The following is a 17,269-nucleotide window of genomic DNA, read 5'->3' as shown; positions in this document are numbered from 1 at the left end:
GGTGATTCCTTATTATCACAAAGGTTGCTTTTCTGTAATAGCTTAACAGTATAACGTATTTTTGATACGATGCGTATTTAGAACATCAAATCAAAGACAATAAATCAGTATGAAGATTATCTCTTTTAATATTAACAGCCTTCGTGCTCGCATCCACCAATTATCCGCTATTATTGATAAATATCAGCCCGATGTAATTGGTTTGCAAGAAACTAAAGTGCATAATGATCAGTTCCCCGTTGCCGAACTCGAACAATTTGGTTATTACCTCAACTACCATGGGCAAAAAGGACATTATGGTGTTGCGTTGCTAACAAAACAAAAACCGTTGTCAGTGCAATATGGCTTTCCAACTGATGGTGATGATGCGCAATGTCGCTTAATTATGGTTGAACTACCCACAAGTAAAGGCAATTTAACGGTAATTAATGGTTATTTTCCTCAAGGCGAAAGTTTACATCATGAAATTAAATACCCTGCAAAGCGTAAATTTTATCAAGATTTGAATAATTATTTACAGGAAAATCAATTAAATAATCAGTTATCTTTAATTATAGGTGATATGAATATTTGCCCAACCGATTTAGATATTGGCATTTCGCAAGAGAGCCGTAAGCGTTGGCTACACACCGGTAAATGTTCATTTTTGCCCGAAGAACGCGAATGGATGAACAGTTTAATGTCGCTGGGTTTTGTTGATACTTACCGCCACGACCACCCAACTGCACAAGAGTATTCTTGGTTTGATTATCGCTCAAAAGGTTTTGAAACGGATACAGGGCTTAGGATTGACTTGATCTTAGCCAGCGCCAAATTACTAGCACATTGTCAACAAACGGGGATTGATTATGATATTCGCGCAATGGAAAAACCCTCTGATCATGCACCAATTTGGGCTAAATTTGATTTAGTATAAACCTAACTCGTTATAACAAAGGATCATTAAATGCAAAACAGCTCCGTTTTATCGGTCAAAGATCTTAATCAAATAGTTAAAGATTTACTTTCTGATGCGATCGGACAGGTTTGGTTAGTGGGAGAGGTTTCTAACTTTTCGCGCCCTTCATCGGGACATTGGTACTTTTCGTTAAAGGATGATAGCGCACAAGTGCGTTGTGCCATGTTTCGCAATAGTAATTTTCGTGCAGGTTTTACTCCACAAAATGGGCAACAAGTTTTGGTTAAAGCAACGGTAACGCTGTATGAAGCGCGTGGTGAATATCAACTGGTGATTGATAAAATTCAACCCGCAGGTGCAGGGCTATTACAACAAAAATTTGAACAGTTAAAGAAAAGGCTTTCTGATGAAGGGTTATTTGATGCCATTTATAAAAAGCCACTACCCGAAAATATCCGCACCGTTGGGATTATTACCTCCTCAACGGGAGCAGCGTTGCATGATATTTGCCAGATATTAAAACGTCGTGATCCAAGTTTGCATTTGATCATCTACCCAACACAAGTACAAGGCAGTGAAGCGGCAGAGCAAATTGCTAAAATGATTCAAATTGCCAACATTCGTCAAGAATGTGATGTATTAATCGTTGGGCGAGGCGGTGGCTCGCTTGAAGATTTATGGTCATTTAATGAAGAAGTGGTGGCAAGGGCTATTTTTGCAAGCCAATTACCTATTGTCAGTGCGGTTGGGCATGAAATTGATTTTACCATTGCCGATTTTGTGGCTGATGTTAGAGCAGCAACGCCATCTGCTGCGGCTGAATTAGTTAGCCAAGATAGCTTAGCGCAAATAAAACGCCTACAAGTTCAAGAACAACACCTATCCATGGCAATGGATTACTATTTAATTCAGTGTCGTGAAAAACTCAACAAATGGCGTCATCAATTACAAACTCAACATCCACAAGCAAAACTATCAAAACAGCTAAATACATTGCTAACTTATCGCCACACATTATACGATAACATTCAGCAATATTTGCTCAGACAGTCAAACCGCCATAATCAATTAGATAAACGATTATCGCGCGTCTCACCGCAAAATAAGATCCATTATTTACAGCAGCTTGTTGGCCAAAAGCAACAACAAATTACTCATTTAGCACAACAAAAACTGACTCAATCTCAACATCAATTTGTGTTACAAACCTCACAACTTAACAGCGTTAGCCCACTGGCGACACTTGAAAGAGGTTATTCAGTTACGACCAACCAAAACAAAGAAGTGGTTCGTTTTTCTGAGCAAGTTACTGTGGGTGATTTTATTGTAACAAAGTTAAAAAAGGGCAACATTATTAGCCAAGTTACCAAAGTTGATGAATAAAGTTATATCATTAAAAATGATTTATAAACATTTTGTTACTGAAAATTTGACCTCTTTTGCAATTTAGGTAATCGCTAGTATATAATCTAAACAATAAAAAGTTGTTATATTATTCAGAGAATTTATGCATTATCCAATCGGTATTGATTTAGGCACTACAAACAGTTTAATTTGTGTTTGGCAAGACGGTCAACCAGTCCTTATTCCGAATTCAATTGGTGAAGTTGTTACACCATCTGCAGTTAGTGTTGATGAAGACGATTCTATTTTAGTCGGACATGCGGCATTGTCTCGTTTAACCACTCATCCAAATCGCAGTGTAGCAGCATTTAAACGCTTTTTAGGCTCAAATAAAGTTTTTGAATTAGATGGCAAAAAATTTACGCCAACTGAACTTTCAGCCATAATTTTAAAATCATTGAAAGCAGATGCAGAGGCTTTTTTAAACCAAGAAGTTCGTGATGTTGTCATTTCTGTTCCTGCTTATTTTAATGATGAACAGCGTAAGCAAACTCGTTTTGCTGCTGAGTTAGCGGGATTAAATGCTGTGCGTTTAATTAATGAGCCAACAGCCGCTGCCATGGCATATGGATTACACGAAGAACAATCGGGTAATACATTAGTATTTGATTTAGGTGGTGGTACATTCGATGTGACAGTGCTTGAATATGCTATGCCAATTATTGAAGTGCACGCTTCTGCTGGTGATAACTATTTAGGTGGTGAAGATTTTACTCAAGAACTTGTTAAAGCTTGTTTAAGTGAATGGGACCTTAAAAAGCAGGATATTCCAACTGATGATTATGCTCGCCTATTAGATTTAGCTGAACAATTAAAATGTAAATTAAATGGCGAAGAATCACACACTTTAACTTGGTTTTGGCAAGATAGGCAGTGGCAATTTTCCTTGAACGAAAGCCGAGCTAAAACGTTATGGTTACCACTACTTAATCGACTACGAGCACCAATTGAACAGGCATTAAGTGATGCACGATTAAAACCTAATCAGCTTGAACATATCGTATTAGTCGGTGGGTCATCGCAATTAGGTATTGTACGTGAGCTGGTGACCAAATTATTTGGTAAATTACCGTATCGCCATATCAATCCGACTACTATCGTAGCTCAAGGTGCCGCAGTTCAAGCTGCTTGTCGATTACGTAATGTTGATGTTGAAGAAGTTATTCTTACTGATGTGTGTCCTTATACTCTAGGTATTGAAAGCTGTTCAAATAATGTCAGTGGAGTGTTTTCACCCATTATTGAACGTAACACCATTGTACCAACATCAAAAGTAAAAACATTTTATACAACGTATCCTCAGCAAAAAGTGATATGTATTTCAGTTTATCAAGGTGAAAACCCTCGCGTTGAAAATAATGTTTTAATTGATGAGTTTGAAGTACCCATAACACCAATGGAAAGAACACAAGGAATTGATGTCCGCTTTAGTTATGATCTAAATGGTTTATTAGAAGTTGATGTGGTTTTGCTTGAAACAGGTGAACAACATGGCAAAGTGATTGATCATAGTCCAGTTGGATTAACAGACAAACAAAAACAAGACAGTCATGATCGCTTGAAAGCACTTAAAATTCACCCTCGTGACGAAATGCCGAATCGTACCTTATTGGCAAGGCTAGAACGAGCATGGGCCCAATCATTGGGTGATGAACGACTATTAATTGGATCATATATCGAAGTTTTTATGGAAGTACTAAATAGACAAAATTCTGAAGAAATTAACGAAATTCGTTGTGAAATTGAATCTAATCTACAAGATCTAAATCGATAACCAATAAAGTTTAAAAAATATAAAAAGTCCTCTTTTTTTAGAGATAAAAAAGAGGACTTTATTTTGTTTACTTTTCCTTTTCTTTGGTTGTTTTTTCTACTGGCGGTCCAAAACGGTTAGTGTGTTTGATACCAGAAACCCAAAATGGCACAAAAAATAAGAAAAAAACTAATATTTCGGCCAAAAAACCGATGAGTGGTTCACCTTTATCGATATCATTAAAACGTCGTTTTAATGCAAAAACCGTGTTGGTTACAGCAATAGAATAACAAATCATAGAAAAAGTAGAACTATTCAATTCAAAATTGTTGTTAAGTACGGTCATCAATCCTAGCACAATGAAGCTACAACATAATTGTATGATAAAACCTTTTATATTAGTTCGTCCTTTCCAACGCCAAAACTGCCACCATTTATTTTTAGGTAATGGCTGTGATTCCAGTTTTTGTTGATTTTCACGATTTTTTGCCATAAGCAATGCCGCACAAAGCCGTAAGACTAAATCATTGTCACTGCTGTTTTTAAACTTGTCTAACATTTCAAGTTCATTGTTATCACATATACCGTAATAGTTAGATAAACAACGTGCAGCAAGTGTCATTATGCTATAAACTTGTTTAGTATAATTGTATTTTTTTTTGCTATCAGAAGATGGTGTAATCCACTTATCTTGCAAATTTTTGGCTATTTTTATTAACTCTTTATTATCACCAGTAATATCTTGTAAAATTGTATCTAATTTGTTTTTTTGCTCAGGTTTATTTAATACAATTATGTATAACAGCATTAAATAAATTGGATTTCTATTCGCCAGTTTTTGTGTCCATGTGTGCTCCATTTTTTGCTCAATATCGTCAAAATCAATAAGGTGAGGTGCATCAATAAACCATTCAATCGAATTTTGATAATTGTTTAAAACACAATTAATTAGTCTGCTATCATTATTAATCAGATTATATAACTCTGTTTCATTTTCCCAATTTCCATATTTAAATATCTCTATTAACGGTTTAAATGGGTCATCCTCCTCGAGGACAAAGGTATTATTTTCTTGTTGAAGATAATTTGCAGTTTTTATTGGTTCACGAACAATTTCGATTACTAATAAGTAACGACGATACCATTGCCAATAAGCTTCTTTCTTATTAGCAATAACTGAAGGATCTGGAGATTTTGGTAGTTGATAATAATTATTAAATTTTAAAAACGTAATCCAATCAAACATTTTCATATTTGAATAAGAAAAACTTTGAAATAAATGTGATTTAGCAATATCAGGAATATAGTTGAATCTATCTAGCCATAAACTGGCATATAAAGCTAGCTTGCCATTCTCATCGGGATCAAATTGGGGTGGAAGTTGGGCATTTTCATTATTATCAAATAACCATGTTTTAAATTCTTGCACGGGTGGAAGTTCTGTAAGCCATGCAAGATGTTGTCGTGCTTGGCGTTGTAAATGTTGCAAAATAAATTGTTCAAATGGATCATCGCTTTGATCGTCTAAAATTTCTTGTAATAATCTTTCATTACCGTGGCGCAACATAATGGCATGTCGGTATAAACGATATAATCGATTATTGCCGTCATCCAGTAACAATATTGGTATGACCTGTTTGTAATCCCAGTTTGTATTTAAAACCCAATTAACAAAATCGATAATTTCTTTTGGGTACTCGTCTATATTCTCTAATGCGGCTAATCGTGCTGTTGTGGTTACCGTTATTTGTGGAATAGTATGCAAATAATTTTCCGTTTTATCGACAGCTACACAATAACTATTATTCAACGCCATAACTAATAATGGGAAGTAATTTTTTTCAAAATAAACACACCACCCCGCTATCCAACTTTCGGCTTGTTGCTGATAATGACCTGAATAATACAACTCTAACCAAGCTTGTAAGGCATTTTGTTTATATTCGAGCAAAGTATATTGGATAGCGGCAATATATTTCCACTCGATAATAATATTTTCGTCTTCATCGCCTTCGGCAATACATTTTAAAGCATAATCCAAAATAGATTGATTTTTTAGGCTCGCAGTACTATACCAATGAGAAAACTCAAGCATAAATTTCTTATCATCAGGAAGATAAATAACTGTATCTTGAGCTAAAAATGCACAAACATCTTCCGATCTACGTTCCCAAAATAACCATTTGGCATAATGTATATAATCGATAGTTGTATTTTGTAGTATTTTATTTGTTGTCGGTAAGCATGTGTAATCAAATAAATCACCACGATCGATATGATTTAAATAATTATCATATTTTTCAAATTCATCAGTGAATTGTGTCATTAATTGCTGACGCCAGCGCAGATTATCGGCTAAAAGTTTGACACATGATTCGGATATATTTGTTGTTTCGTAACTTAACTCTAATAGCCGCCATTTTACCAAATCGATAACTGCCATGGGATAGTCATAGAATGAGCCTATAAATTTTTGCCATTCATCAATGTTATAGCAACGGAGTGGATCTTCTAATAGGGCTTGATAAGAATCGCAAATTTCATTTGCTTTAATTTGCTCTTCTGTTAGTTGTGGCGTTGCTTTTTCTTCTTCTAATGTCTGTTCGGTTTCATCAACAGTTATTTCGGAGAATTTGGCATAATTCATTGCTAATTCGTAAGCTTCGCGCAATGCTTTAAACCCGTCAGGATCTGTTTCTGGATGATATGATGGTAATTTTGTACGATAGGCTTGACGAATAACCGTGATATCTGTTGTTTTTTCGATGCCCAATAATTGCCAAAAATTTGTACTCATAACCAGTCATACTCCATTAGTGATTCCGGTTTTTCTAGTTCGTCTAACTCAATATACCAAGGTAGGCGATTGCAAGGTGAATCCTCGTCGCTAATTAATAATTTCATGGTATATGTTTGTGATGATTGGGTTAATTCACAGCGTAATACTTCAAGATCTTCTTTATTGTTGAGTGATTCCCAAAATTGAAAACCAACCGACCAACCCGCAAAGTAGTTATGCCAAGATTCATAAAAATATTGAGAACGAGCAGCAATTCTTGAAAAAATCCATAGCGCTTCTTCTTCGGTAATATATTTATTGGTCGTGCCATTGCGTAGTAAATATCCCATACGAGCATAATCCCAACTACGAATGCCACCATAGCCACATACGCAAAAAGTTTGTTCAACGAACGCCAGTAATACTTTTTGATAATCATTCTGTGCTTGGCAATAATCACGCCATTCAGATTCAGAAAATCTATAATACATTGAATAATATCTAGATAATATTGGCGCATGCCCATCATCAACCATATCAAACACACGGTTTAGTAATGTTTGTCGAGAACTTATTCCCCAATCATCAGCCATATCAACAAAAGTTCTGTCGGGGAAAAAAAATGGCGAAGTATAACTTGCACCATATCCTTTATTTAAAGCAACCATTGGTGCAGATAAACCATATAGCCAATCGACACAATCTTGATTCATATTTTTATTCCAATCATCTGATTTATTTTATTTCTTATCAAAAGATAGCAGATTTTACACTAAAATAAAATTCAAATCCAAAGTGGAAATTTATAGTGCGGCTAAGATTAATGACATATAAATAACGCTATAAACCTGCATAAATCATAAAATTATTTTGCAAATCAACCTCTACAAGGCATAATAAAGACAAATTTATTGGAATTTGATTATTACCAAGTAATAAATCATAAGGAGTGATAATGAAAAAAGTGACCTTAATGGTAATGTTAATATCTTGTACATTAATATTACAAGGCTGCGTTGCTGCCGTTATCGGGGTAGGAGCAGGGGCCACGGCAAAAGTCGCCACAGATCCTCGTACAGCAGGTACTCAAGTGGATGATACAACACTCAATTCACGTATGAGTATGAAAATTAAAGACAATGGACCTTTCTTTATTGGATCGCGTGTTATTTCGAGTACTTATAATGGCAACATTCTTTTAACTGGGCAAGCAAATAATGAACAAGCTGAAAAAGCTGAAAGTCTTGCTTATCAAGTTGACGGGATAAAAAAAGTCTATAATCAAATTCGTATTGGTGAACCCGTTGGAGCCGGTACAATTACCAATGATGCTTGGATAACAACACAAGTTAAATCTCAATTAATTTTAAATGCGCAAACAAAAGCACGCAATATTAAAGTTGTTACTGAAAATAGCGAAGTATTTTTAATTGGTATTGTCACATCAGAAGAAGGCAAAGCAGCGGCTGAATTGGCAAGTAAAGTCAATGGTGTGAAAAAAGTCATCACACTATTTACTTATATTGAAAACTAACCAATACCGAAAATATACTAAAAATAGGGGCTAATTAGCCCCCTTTTTTTATGTGATCGATTTAATACGCTCAATTAATTTTGCAAGTCCTTGCAAACGGGATTGACTGAGTTCGTCAGTAATTTTTAATTCATGCAAAATAGATTGAAAATCAATAGCAGCAACTTGCTGTGCTGTTTTGTGATTAGCAATAATGATTAAAATTGCCAATAACCCTTTCACAATTCGCCCTTCGCTATCGCCGCTAAAAATATAGGTATTATCGGCCTGCTTTTGATAACTAAGCCATACTCGATTTTCGCAGCCATTGACTTGGTTCTGCTCTGTTTTTTGCTCGTCAGGAAAATCAGGCAATTGCTTTGCTAACAACACTAACTGTCGATAACGATCTTGCCAATTATGATGCTTTGCAAATAACTCGGTTAAATTTTGCTGTGATAGCATAATATTGACCTATTTATGGTTGACTATTTTGTAAAAAATTTTCAGGAGTTTATATCGTTTAATATAAAACTACATCAATATTCCAATCGCACTTTGCAACTCTGAAATAAATTTATTCACATCTTGCTGATTATTATATGGCATTAATGATAGACGAATCGCACCATGGCAACCTAATTTATTCATTAAAGGCTGAGCACAAAGCTCACCAGTGCGGATGGCAATATTTTGTTCACTTAACAAAATAGCAATATCATTATGATGAATATTGTTGATATTAAACGTGATGATTGGGCTATTATCCACACTATAAAATTGAATATCGGTCAGTTGGTTTAATTGTGATTTAGTATAGAAAGCCAGCTGCTTTGTGTAGTTCTCTGCTTGCTTATTATCCCAACTTTTTAACCATTCAAGTACTGCGTTAAAGCCAAGAATGCCTGCAATATTGGGCGTGCCTGCTTCAAATTTATAGGGGAGATCTTCTTGAATAAAATCATCAAATGAGGCACTTTTTAGCATTTTACCACCACCATGCCAAACTGACATTTGCTCAAGTAAAACCTGCTTACCATATAAAACACCAAGACCCGTTGGTCCATACAATTTATGGGCAGAAAAAGCATAAAAATCGATATTTAATTGCTGAATATCAAGCGCATGGTGAACAATACCTTGAGCACCATCAACAACTAAAATGGCATTATGTTGATGAACAATGTGGCTAATTGTCGCTAAATCAGGGCAAAATCCAGTGACGTTTGACATTTGGGTAATGGCAACAATTTTGGTCTTTGCTGAAAGTAGCGATGATAATTCATCAATATCTGATGACCATTTTATGACTTTAGCACCTGTTTGCTTAGCAACAATTTGCCAAGGTAATAAATTGCTATGATGCTCTAACTCACTCACAATAATTTCATCATCAGGTTGTAGCAACGGGCGAGCATAGCTTTGCGCGATTAAATTAATTGATTCGGTTGCACCCCGTGTCCAGATAATTTCAGCACTGTTGTTGGCATGAATCAAATCTGCAACATTTTGCCTTGCCTTATCAATTGTTGTTGTGACTTGCAAAGCATCTTGGTACAAACTACGTTTTGCGGTGGCTGTATTTTGTGCATAATACGCAAGTGTTGCATCAATCATCACTTGTGGTTTAAGTGCAGTTGCAGCCGAATCCAGATATACGCTTTTACTATTAAGCGCAGGAAAATCTCTTCTAAATTGCTCAGGCACAAAATGCTTATTGGGTAAGTTCAAGTCCGGCAATACCATTCCAGTAACCATTACAATCCCGTTTATGTTCAATTTGTAGTGGATTTAATCCATCTTCATTAGCTTTGAACTGTTTGACAATATCGAGCGTTTCAAGACCAAGGGGTGAAATTCTAACAATATCCACTAATCCTTTCATCTCTTTGAGATTATTGCCCAAGTTATAACAATAACCACTTTGGGTCTGAATACCATTTAGCACAAATACTTTTTGCTGTTCTTGCGAAAACACTTCGCGCCCAACAGGATAGTTAATGCAACATGTTTCACATTTATCTTTAGGCTTGTCTTCTGATCGAGCGGTAAAACAACGCGCTGAATAAGCTAAAGGTAAATAACCATAACTGAATACTTCAACTTCAAAATTTCGCTTAATATTTAAATTTTCAAATTGATTAAGCACATTGGTTAACCACTCACGAGAAAGCTCAACCGGCATACACCAACGTACCATTCCTTGTTTTTGTAATAATTTTAAAGTTAACGCGTTATAACAGTTAATGGCAGGACCTGCAACAAACGGTAATTTATGCTCTTGCGCAATATTAATGGCAGCTAAATCATTTGCTTCTACTAAAAAATCACCATTATTGACCAATTGTCGTAAATCGTTTAATTCTGATGGTGCTTCAAGTAACGCTAGGGTTGAAAGTACCACTTGTTTACCCGATTTAGCAATTTCTTTTGCCAGTTCAAGCCAATTGGCAACTTTCATTTCACGACGTTTGGTGCAAACGGTTTCGCCCATATAAATAATATCCGCTTGACTATCTTTAGCGGCATAATAAAAAGCTTCTGTTTCAGTTTTAGGCCAATAATAGAGCACCGGTCCTAATGCGTATTTCATAGTTTTGCTCACAATATTTTTTATATCAGATCAATTAAATCATTAAGATAATACCTTATCACCTGTATGTATTGACAAAAAACAGAAGATATAAAAAGCGAAATATTACCTTAAAACATATATTTTTTAATTATTTATTTAGGTAGATAAATTACGTTATTGCCATTTACGGTGATAAGCACCTAATGTTGTCTGTGTCCCTTCTGAAACAGAACCAAGTGTATCCATCCAGCTTTTTTCCGCTTGGAATGACTCAGGATTGGCTTTATAACGATCAATGGCTTGGCGCCACACTTTTGTCACTTGCTCGACATAAGCAGGGCTACGTTGACGACCCTCAATTTTAACCGAGGCAATATTAGCAGCAAATAGCTCAGGTAATAGTTCAATTGTATTTAAGCTGGTTGGCTCTTCAATAGGATGGTAAAGCTCGTCGCCAACAAAATATCGCCCTTTACATAGCGTTGGATAACCTGCATTTTCGCCTTTTTTATGACAATCAATTAACACATTATTGAGTCGTGACTCAAGTCCTTTTTCGGTCTCTTCCCAGCGAACAAATTTAGCTGGCGAACAAGCCCCAACGGTATTGGGTGATTCACCAGTTAAATACGATGATAAATAACAGCGTCCTTCCGCCATAATGCACAAGCTACCGAAAGCAAATACTTCAAGCGGAACAGGAGAAACTTGAGATAATTGTTTGACTTGATGCATCGAAAGTACACGCGGTAACACAATACGATGTACTTGAAAGTTATTATGATAAAACTTAATTGATTCTTCATTAGTCGACGACGCTTGCACAGAAACATGGCGTTCAAGATCAGGGTACTTTTCAGCCGCATAATCAAGCATTGCCAGATCAGCAATAATTAACGCATCAGCACCTATATTAGCTGCGGTATCAACAGCGTGTTGCCAACGCTGAAAATTTTCAGGGTGGGCAAAGGTATTAATTGCAATATGTAACTTTTTACCGCGTTTATGTACATAATCAGAAGCTTCTAGCAATCGCTTCTCATTAAAATTTAAACCAGCAAAATGACGGGCATTAGTATCATCTTTCAAACCAATATAAACAGCATCAGCGCCATTATCAATGGCCACTTTTAGTGATGGTAAAGATCCTGCTGGACAAAGAAGTTCCATAATTATTCCTAACTTAAGTTTGGTCTTTTATACGCTGTGTATTATGCAATAATTCTGAAAGTAATGCGAATGGAAAGAGATAGTATTAGCTAAATAGCTAAAAACTTCGAATTAATGGCAAGTAATAACAAAAAATCCCATGATGCTGACACGATATATTTTGGTGGTTAAATATTGTATTTAATTAATTTTTTGATCAATTCCAACGACTTGATGACGAAATCGTACTCGTATCCATCTTCAATAAAAAAGGCGAACCAACTGTTATTGATACAGGTGAATATCCAAACCCAACACAACATTACCATAGGTCATGCGTCGGGCATTAATTATTGCAACATCATTGCAATTCACTACCAACAAAACCATTCATCACAGTGAGTGGTTTTGTTATTCCACAACGCAAGGTAAGCAATATTTTTATAAAAAAACAAACATCCCCAAAATCCAAGATAACCCCACTCATCAAACTTTACATAAAAAGGAGAAAAAAGGAGGCATTACGCCTCCTTGGATGGGATGAATCGCTTTGACGATTTTGGGTAAAATCACATTACACAATCAAAATAACAACGCTTTATTTCATTTGAAACAGCGACATACTTTGCATTGTCATAAAGGTATATTGTGCCGCTTGTAAATTGGCTTGCAGTAACGCATATTCTGAAATAGCATCGTACCAATCGACATCTTCAAGCTGGCTTATTTGAGTTTGAAATTCAATATCTAGTGTTTCACCTAGTGCGGTTAACCGATCGATTTCGGCTAATACCGAACCGCCCTCAGCCCTTACGGTCGAGATATTGCTAAACGAATTATCGATGCCATTGCGAGCTTTTGATAATCCAGTTCTAAATTCTTCAACGCTTTTTTCATTATCATAATCTAAGTCTGTTTTTAACGCTTCAAGCGCATAATCAATGCTTGCAAAAATATTACTTTCTGCAGGTGAACCATCAGCATTTTTGACATTTGCCCCAGTCATAAAGACTTTTATACCAGTAAAGCTTGCTGCGACTTCTCTTGAGTCATCAATAAATACATTTACTGATGTTGTTCCGCCGATGTAATTCACTTCTCCAGATTCGCTTACCACAAAAGGTGGTGTGTCATTTTTTTGACCGGCAAAAATATAGTTGCCATTGGTATCTTTTGAGTTAGCTAATGCGAGCAGTTGATCTTTTAAGCCTTGTAATTTATTGGCAAGATCAAGTCTGTTTTCTTCATTTAACGTTTCATTGGCTGCATAAACTAAAGTTTCTTGGATCGTTTGGATAACGGTATTTACTTCTGACAAGAGCGTATCTTGGCGACTTAGTGTTTTTTCGGTGCTTTCACGCGTAGCTTGATACTGTTGATTTTGTGCTTGGGCTTGTTTTAATATTAATGATTGTGATACGCCCATTGGATCATCAGAAGGCGTTAAAATCTTCTTGCCAGTGGCTAAATGTAAACCCGATTTTTGCCATTTGCTATTGGTGTTTAAAATACTTTGTAAATTTTTTTGATATAGCGAATTGGTGCTAAGGCGCATTTTTTATTCCTTTATCCTTTTATTATTTGGTTAAACCTAAAATGGTATCAAATAGTGTTGTGGCGGCATCAATCACTTTTGCATTGGCTTGGTAATACTGCATATAGACCTGCATTGAGATATATTCTTCTTCAATATTAACCCCAGATATTGATTGATTTTGTTCGTAAATTTGTTGGGTTATATTTTTTGTTGATTGTGCAGAAATTTTTGCTGTTTGGGTTTCACTGCCGATGTAACTAACTAACGTTGTGTAAGCACTTTTTAAGGTCGTTGTACCATTCACTAGTTTTTCATTTTGAATAGCTAATAATTTTGCTACATTACGGTTATCACCAGCACCGTTTTCATCATCATTAATACCTGTTGCCAGTTTATTCACATCTTTGACTAATAACTGTAATGATGAGGCAATATCAGCAACGGGTTTAATCATAAAAGAATCGCCTGCCATAGCATTACCATTTATCTCGATAGATAAGCCATCAAAAACCAATTTACCTTCTTCAATTTGAGGTGTGATTTGTTTGTGATCAGATAATCTTGTTACAACCCAATTGTTGCCATCGAATTCTATTTTATAATCCGAGGCTTTGACTTCGGTCACTGATGTAAACTCAATTTTAGCCGTGGCATTTCCTTGGTTTTTAGTGTTAGTTATACAACTTGGTTTGTTGTAATCAAATAGTTTTTCGCCCTGATTACCATGAATATCCACTCCTGACATATGCACTTCATTAAAACGTTCCGCTAAATTGAGAGCAATTAATCCCAGTTGATTACGCGATTCAGTTAGTGGGCCATCACGAAACGTTAATAGTCCATTTAATGAGCCTGATGTGATGTTCTGACTAGTCAGTTCTTGAGTTGCGCCAGAAGGGTGTGTATAAATAATGGTATTGAGTGCTGGATCATCTGCCGAAGGTTGTACGGTTAATACGTTAGCACATGAGCCTTGCACTAAATTTAAACCATTTTCTAACGACAAATTATATTGCCCATTTTGCTCTGTGACGGTAATACCAATGATTTCACTTAAATCATTAACCAGTTGATCTCGTTGATCAAGTAATGCATTGGGTTCATTACCGCCATCTACTGTCTGTAGTTTTGATATTTTTTGGTTGAGTTCGGCAATTTGCTGAATGTAAGCATTAACTTTGTCGACATTCGTGTTTAATTCGGTATTAATATTGGCGATTTGATTTTTTAAATTTGTTTCTGTTTTATTAAATTGATTTGTTAACGAAGTAAGATCACTAATAACCGTTTGTTTTGTTGAAGCATCGCCAGCATTTGAAGCTAACTTATTTAAGCTGGCAAAAAGGTTGTTAAGTTGTGATGAAACGCTGTTATCGTTTTCTGCCAGTAGGTTATCGACTTTTGATAATTCGTTATAATACGTTTTAATAGCGCCATTTTGTGATTGTGATTGACGCAGTTGCCCGACCACAAAATGGTTAAAGGCACGATTCACTGATGAGACAGTAACACCATTACCCACAAAACCAAAACTATGTTGAGTGCCATTGGCTTGGCTTAAAACTTGTTGCTGGCGATTGTAGCCTTTTGTATGAGCATTACTGATATTATTGCTAATTACATTAAGCATATTTTGTGCTGCATTCAATCCACTAATACCTGTATTCATTAATGAATTCGCCATAAAAATCCCCTCAATATCGTTTTAGTTAATAACATCACTTAAAAATAAGTTATTTTTTATATCGGCTTAAATTCTCAAAAATTTAATTATTTTTACGAGTATTTCGAAAAATTTTTAAATAATGTCATTTCTATTTTTAAAAATGGTTGTTATTCTGGTTTTAGCTGTTGTGATTGCCTTAAAAAATCGATACCAGTCATGTTATTTTCTTCTTCAATATACTGTTGTGCAGTTTTATTTAAAATTAAGATACTGATACGTCGGTTGGCATCTTTGCTGTAGTTAGGATTGTTTAAACTAACGGTATCGGCTAAGGCTATAATACGAATAATTTTGTTGGAATCTAACCCTCCGACAATGAGTTCCCTCCTTGAGGCGTTAGCTCTATCTGCTGATAATTCCCAGTTACTGTAGCCACGATCACCCGTTGTGTATTGGCGTTCATCGGTATGACCAGACAAAGTGATTTTATTAGGTAATGAATTTAAAATCGGCGCTAAAGCATGTAAAATTTCTTGCATATCGGGATCAATCGTTGTGCTACCAACGTCAAACATAGGTTTATCGTCAGAGGCTAAAATTTGAATTCGTAATCCCATTTGAGTTAATTCAACAATCAAATTCGGTGCTAACTTTTTTAAGCGAGGGTCGATTTCAAACATTTCAAAGATTTTTTTTGCTGTTTCGATTAGCTGTATTTTTTCAAGTTGTTGTTTTTCTAATTCATTGTGTAATGAGTTTGAAACACTGTTTTTTTCTTCACCTATTTGTTGGCTTACATCATCGCCACCACCGGGAATAGGACTTTCACTATCACTAATATTCTTCCCACCATTTTGACCAAGGATTAATGGTGTTCTAAAATATTCGGCAATACCTTTTAATTCTTGTGGTGTAGATGTCGAAATCAGCCACATAACTAAAAATAAAGCCATCATTGCCGTCATAAAGTCGGCATAAGCAATTTTCCAAGAACCACCATGATGACCACCGCCATGACCTGATTTTTTCTTAATAATTATTCTTACAGATTTATCTTTCATTACTGATTATTTTCGTTTTTATTGAGATTTTTATCTTTAATTTCTTGGATATATTTTTCCAATTCAAAGAATGATGGTCTTTCATGAGAAAATAGCGTTTTTCGTCCAAATTCAATACAAATTTGCGGTGAATAATCATGCATACTGGCAATAAGTATCACTTTTGTACACTCTAGGATTTTGACCATATCAGCATTTCTTTGCTTTAATAAGGCGGCTAGTGGCGAAACAAATCCATAAGCAAGTAAGATCCCTAAAAAAGTTCCGACCATCGCATGGGCAATAAGCTCTCCAAGTTCACTTGCTGGCCTATCCGCTTGCGCAAGTGTATTTATAACGCCCATTACAGCTGCAACAATCCCAAACGCCGGTAAGCCATCACCAATTCCCGAAATAGCATCAACAGGCTTTTCAAGTTCATGGACGAATGTTTCAATTTCTTCACTCATTAGTGTTTCAATTTCAAATACATCCATATTGCCACTAATCATCAGTCGTAAGTAATCAGTAATAAAATCGCAGATTCTCGGATTAGCTAAAATTAATGGATACTGTTTAAACAATTCACTTTCCTGCGGATTATCAATATCTGCTTCAATAGATAACCCTCCACTTTGGCGGATCTTTGTCAAAATGCTATACATTAAATTGATCAGTGTTAGATACAGGTTTTTATTATATTTAGATGTTTTAAATAATTGCCCTAACGCTTTGAGTGTGGCTTTTATTGTTTTTTGTTCATTACTGACAATAAAAGCACCAATAGCAGCACCACCAATAATTAACAATTCAAGTGGTTGAAACAGCACGGCTAAATAACCGCCACTTAGTACATAACCCAGTAGTGCAGAGGCGATAACGACAATATACCCTATAATTATTAGCATTGACTTTCTTCTTTATCTATAAAATAACAGTTAAATTGATTTACTAT

14 protein-coding genes are annotated in these 17,269 nt (G+C 35.5%); 4 read left to right on the top strand and 10 right to left on the bottom strand.

Features of this window, described 5'->3' with window-relative positions:
• Positions 1-109: 109 nt before the first annotated feature.
• The 3 genes from xthA to ACYH9I_RS06525 all read left to right on the top strand — a co-directional run bounded on the left by xthA (position 110) and on the right by ACYH9I_RS06525 (position 4,076).
• A complete protein-coding gene (gene xthA, locus ACYH9I_RS06535) occupies positions 110-916 on the top strand; it encodes an exodeoxyribonuclease III (RefSeq protein ID WP_160402382.1) in 807 nt (268 codons plus the stop codon).
• Between the two features lie 30 nt (positions 917-946).
• Positions 947-2,281 carry an exodeoxyribonuclease VII large subunit gene (gene xseA, locus ACYH9I_RS06530; RefSeq protein WP_483559773.1) on the top strand — a complete coding sequence of 445 codons (1,335 nt, stop codon included), beginning with the start codon at positions 947-949 and terminating at the stop codon, positions 2,279-2,281.
• 124 nt (positions 2,282-2,405) lie between these two features.
• Positions 2,406-4,076 (top strand): Hsp70 family protein, encoded by a 1,671-nt coding sequence (locus tag ACYH9I_RS06525; protein WP_483559772.1) that lies wholly within the window; start codon positions 2,406-2,408, stop codon positions 4,074-4,076.
• Between the two features lie 67 nt (positions 4,077-4,143).
• Here the strand turns inward: ACYH9I_RS06525 and ACYH9I_RS06520 are convergent, their stop codons facing one another.
• Positions 4,144-6,852, bottom strand: a complete 2,709-nt coding sequence (locus ACYH9I_RS06520) for a J domain-containing protein (RefSeq protein ID WP_483559770.1) — start codon at positions 6,850-6,852, stop codon at positions 4,144-4,146.
• Entirely contained in the window at positions 6,849-7,547 is a 699-nt protein-coding gene (locus ACYH9I_RS06515) for a DUF1266 domain-containing protein (RefSeq protein ID WP_483559768.1), read from the bottom strand. The genes ACYH9I_RS06520 and ACYH9I_RS06515 overlap by 4 nt, the downstream gene beginning before the upstream one ends.
• A 242-nt stretch (positions 7,548-7,789) precedes the next feature.
• Here ACYH9I_RS06515 and dolP point away from each other — a divergent pair, with 242 nt between their 5' ends.
• Complete coding sequence (gene dolP / locus ACYH9I_RS06510; RefSeq protein ID WP_091350478.1) at positions 7,790-8,368, top strand: division/outer membrane stress-associated lipid-binding lipoprotein; 579 nt, start codon at positions 7,790-7,792, stop codon at positions 8,366-8,368.
• Positions 8,369-8,416: 48 nt separating this feature from the next.
• Here the strand turns inward: dolP and csdE are convergent, their stop codons facing one another.
• The 8 genes from csdE to motA all read right to left on the bottom strand — a co-directional run bounded on the left by csdE (position 8,417) and on the right by motA (position 17,222).
• The gene (gene csdE / locus ACYH9I_RS06505; protein WP_483559766.1) at positions 8,417-8,812 is read right to left on the bottom strand and encodes a cysteine desulfurase sulfur acceptor subunit CsdE; all 396 of its coding nucleotides are present in this window, start codon (positions 8,810-8,812) and stop codon (positions 8,417-8,419) included.
• Between the two features lie 69 nt (positions 8,813-8,881).
• A complete protein-coding gene (gene csdA / locus ACYH9I_RS06500) occupies positions 8,882-10,105 on the bottom strand; it encodes a cysteine desulfurase CsdA (protein ID WP_483559765.1) in 1,224 nt (407 codons plus the stop codon).
• The gene (locus ACYH9I_RS06495) at positions 10,062-10,940 is read right to left on the bottom strand and encodes a U32 family peptidase (protein WP_483559763.1); all 879 of its coding nucleotides are present in this window, start codon (positions 10,938-10,940) and stop codon (positions 10,062-10,064) included. Before ACYH9I_RS06495 ends, csdA begins: the two co-directional genes overlap by 44 nt.
• 156 nt (positions 10,941-11,096) lie before the next feature.
• Entirely contained in the window at positions 11,097-12,092 is a 996-nt protein-coding gene (ubiU, locus tag ACYH9I_RS06490; RefSeq protein WP_483559761.1) for a ubiquinone anaerobic biosynthesis protein UbiU, read from the bottom strand.
• Positions 12,093-12,669: 577 nt separating this feature from the next.
• On the bottom strand, positions 12,670-13,626 hold the full coding sequence (gene flgL / locus ACYH9I_RS06485; protein ID WP_091347916.1) for a flagellar hook-associated protein FlgL: 957 nt from the start codon (positions 13,624-13,626) through the stop codon (positions 12,670-12,672).
• Between the two features lie 22 nt (positions 13,627-13,648).
• Entirely contained in the window at positions 13,649-15,292 is a 1,644-nt protein-coding gene (flgK, locus tag ACYH9I_RS06480; protein WP_483559759.1) for a flagellar hook-associated protein FlgK, read from the bottom strand.
• 149 nt (positions 15,293-15,441) lie between these two features.
• Positions 15,442-16,335, bottom strand: coding sequence for a flagellar motor protein MotB (motB, locus tag ACYH9I_RS06475; RefSeq protein WP_091347911.1), 894 nt, complete (start codon positions 16,333-16,335; stop codon positions 15,442-15,444).
• A complete protein-coding gene (gene motA, locus ACYH9I_RS06470; RefSeq protein ID WP_483559757.1) occupies positions 16,335-17,222 on the bottom strand; it encodes a flagellar motor stator protein MotA in 888 nt (295 codons plus the stop codon). The genes motB and motA overlap by 1 nt, the downstream gene beginning before the upstream one ends.
• Positions 17,223-17,269: the final 47 nt, after the last annotated feature.

The sequence above is a fragment of the Gilliamella sp. X-23 genome, from assembly GCF_057063545.1.
This window is presented reverse-complemented; position numbering and strand designations above follow the sequence as displayed.

What these genes read in the sequence shown, in the direction of transcription:
- xthA (WP_160402382.1), top strand. Translation starts at nt 110, where the DNA reads ATGAAGATTATCTCTTTTAATATTAACAGCCTTCGTGCTCGCATCCAC.
- xseA (WP_483559773.1), top strand. Translation starts at nt 947, where the DNA reads ATGCAAAACAGCTCCGTTTTATCGGTCAAAGATCTTAATCAAATAGTT.
- ACYH9I_RS06525 (WP_483559772.1), top strand. Translation starts at nt 2,406, where the DNA reads ATGCATTATCCAATCGGTATTGATTTAGGCACTACAAACAGTTTAATT.
- ACYH9I_RS06520 (WP_483559770.1), bottom strand. Translation starts at nt 6,852, where the DNA reads ATGAGTACAAATTTTTGGCAATTATTGGGCATCGAAAAAACAACAGAT.
- ACYH9I_RS06515 (WP_483559768.1), bottom strand. Translation starts at nt 7,547, where the DNA reads ATGAATCAAGATTGTGTCGATTGGCTATATGGTTTATCTGCACCAATG.
- dolP (WP_091350478.1), top strand. Translation starts at nt 7,790, where the DNA reads ATGAAAAAAGTGACCTTAATGGTAATGTTAATATCTTGTACATTAATA.
- csdE (WP_483559766.1), bottom strand. Translation starts at nt 8,812, where the DNA reads ATGCTATCACAGCAAAATTTAACCGAGTTATTTGCAAAGCATCATAAT.
- csdA (WP_483559765.1), bottom strand. Translation starts at nt 10,105, where the DNA reads ATGGTTACTGGAATGGTATTGCCGGACTTGAACTTACCCAATAAGCAT.
- ACYH9I_RS06495 (WP_483559763.1), bottom strand. Translation starts at nt 10,940, where the DNA reads ATGAAATACGCATTAGGACCGGTGCTCTATTATTGGCCTAAAACTGAA.
- ubiU (WP_483559761.1), bottom strand. Translation starts at nt 12,092, where the DNA reads ATGGAACTTCTTTGTCCAGCAGGATCTTTACCATCACTAAAAGTGGCC.
- flgL (WP_091347916.1), bottom strand. Translation starts at nt 13,626, where the DNA reads ATGCGCCTTAGCACCAATTCGCTATATCAAAAAAATTTACAAAGTATT.
- flgK (WP_483559759.1), bottom strand. Translation starts at nt 15,292, where the DNA reads ATGGCGAATTCATTAATGAATACAGGTATTAGTGGATTGAATGCAGCA.
- motB (WP_091347911.1), bottom strand. Translation starts at nt 16,335, where the DNA reads ATGAAAGATAAATCTGTAAGAATAATTATTAAGAAAAAATCAGGTCAT.
- motA (WP_483559757.1), bottom strand. Translation starts at nt 17,222, where the DNA reads ATGCTAATAATTATAGGGTATATTGTCGTTATCGCCTCTGCACTACTG.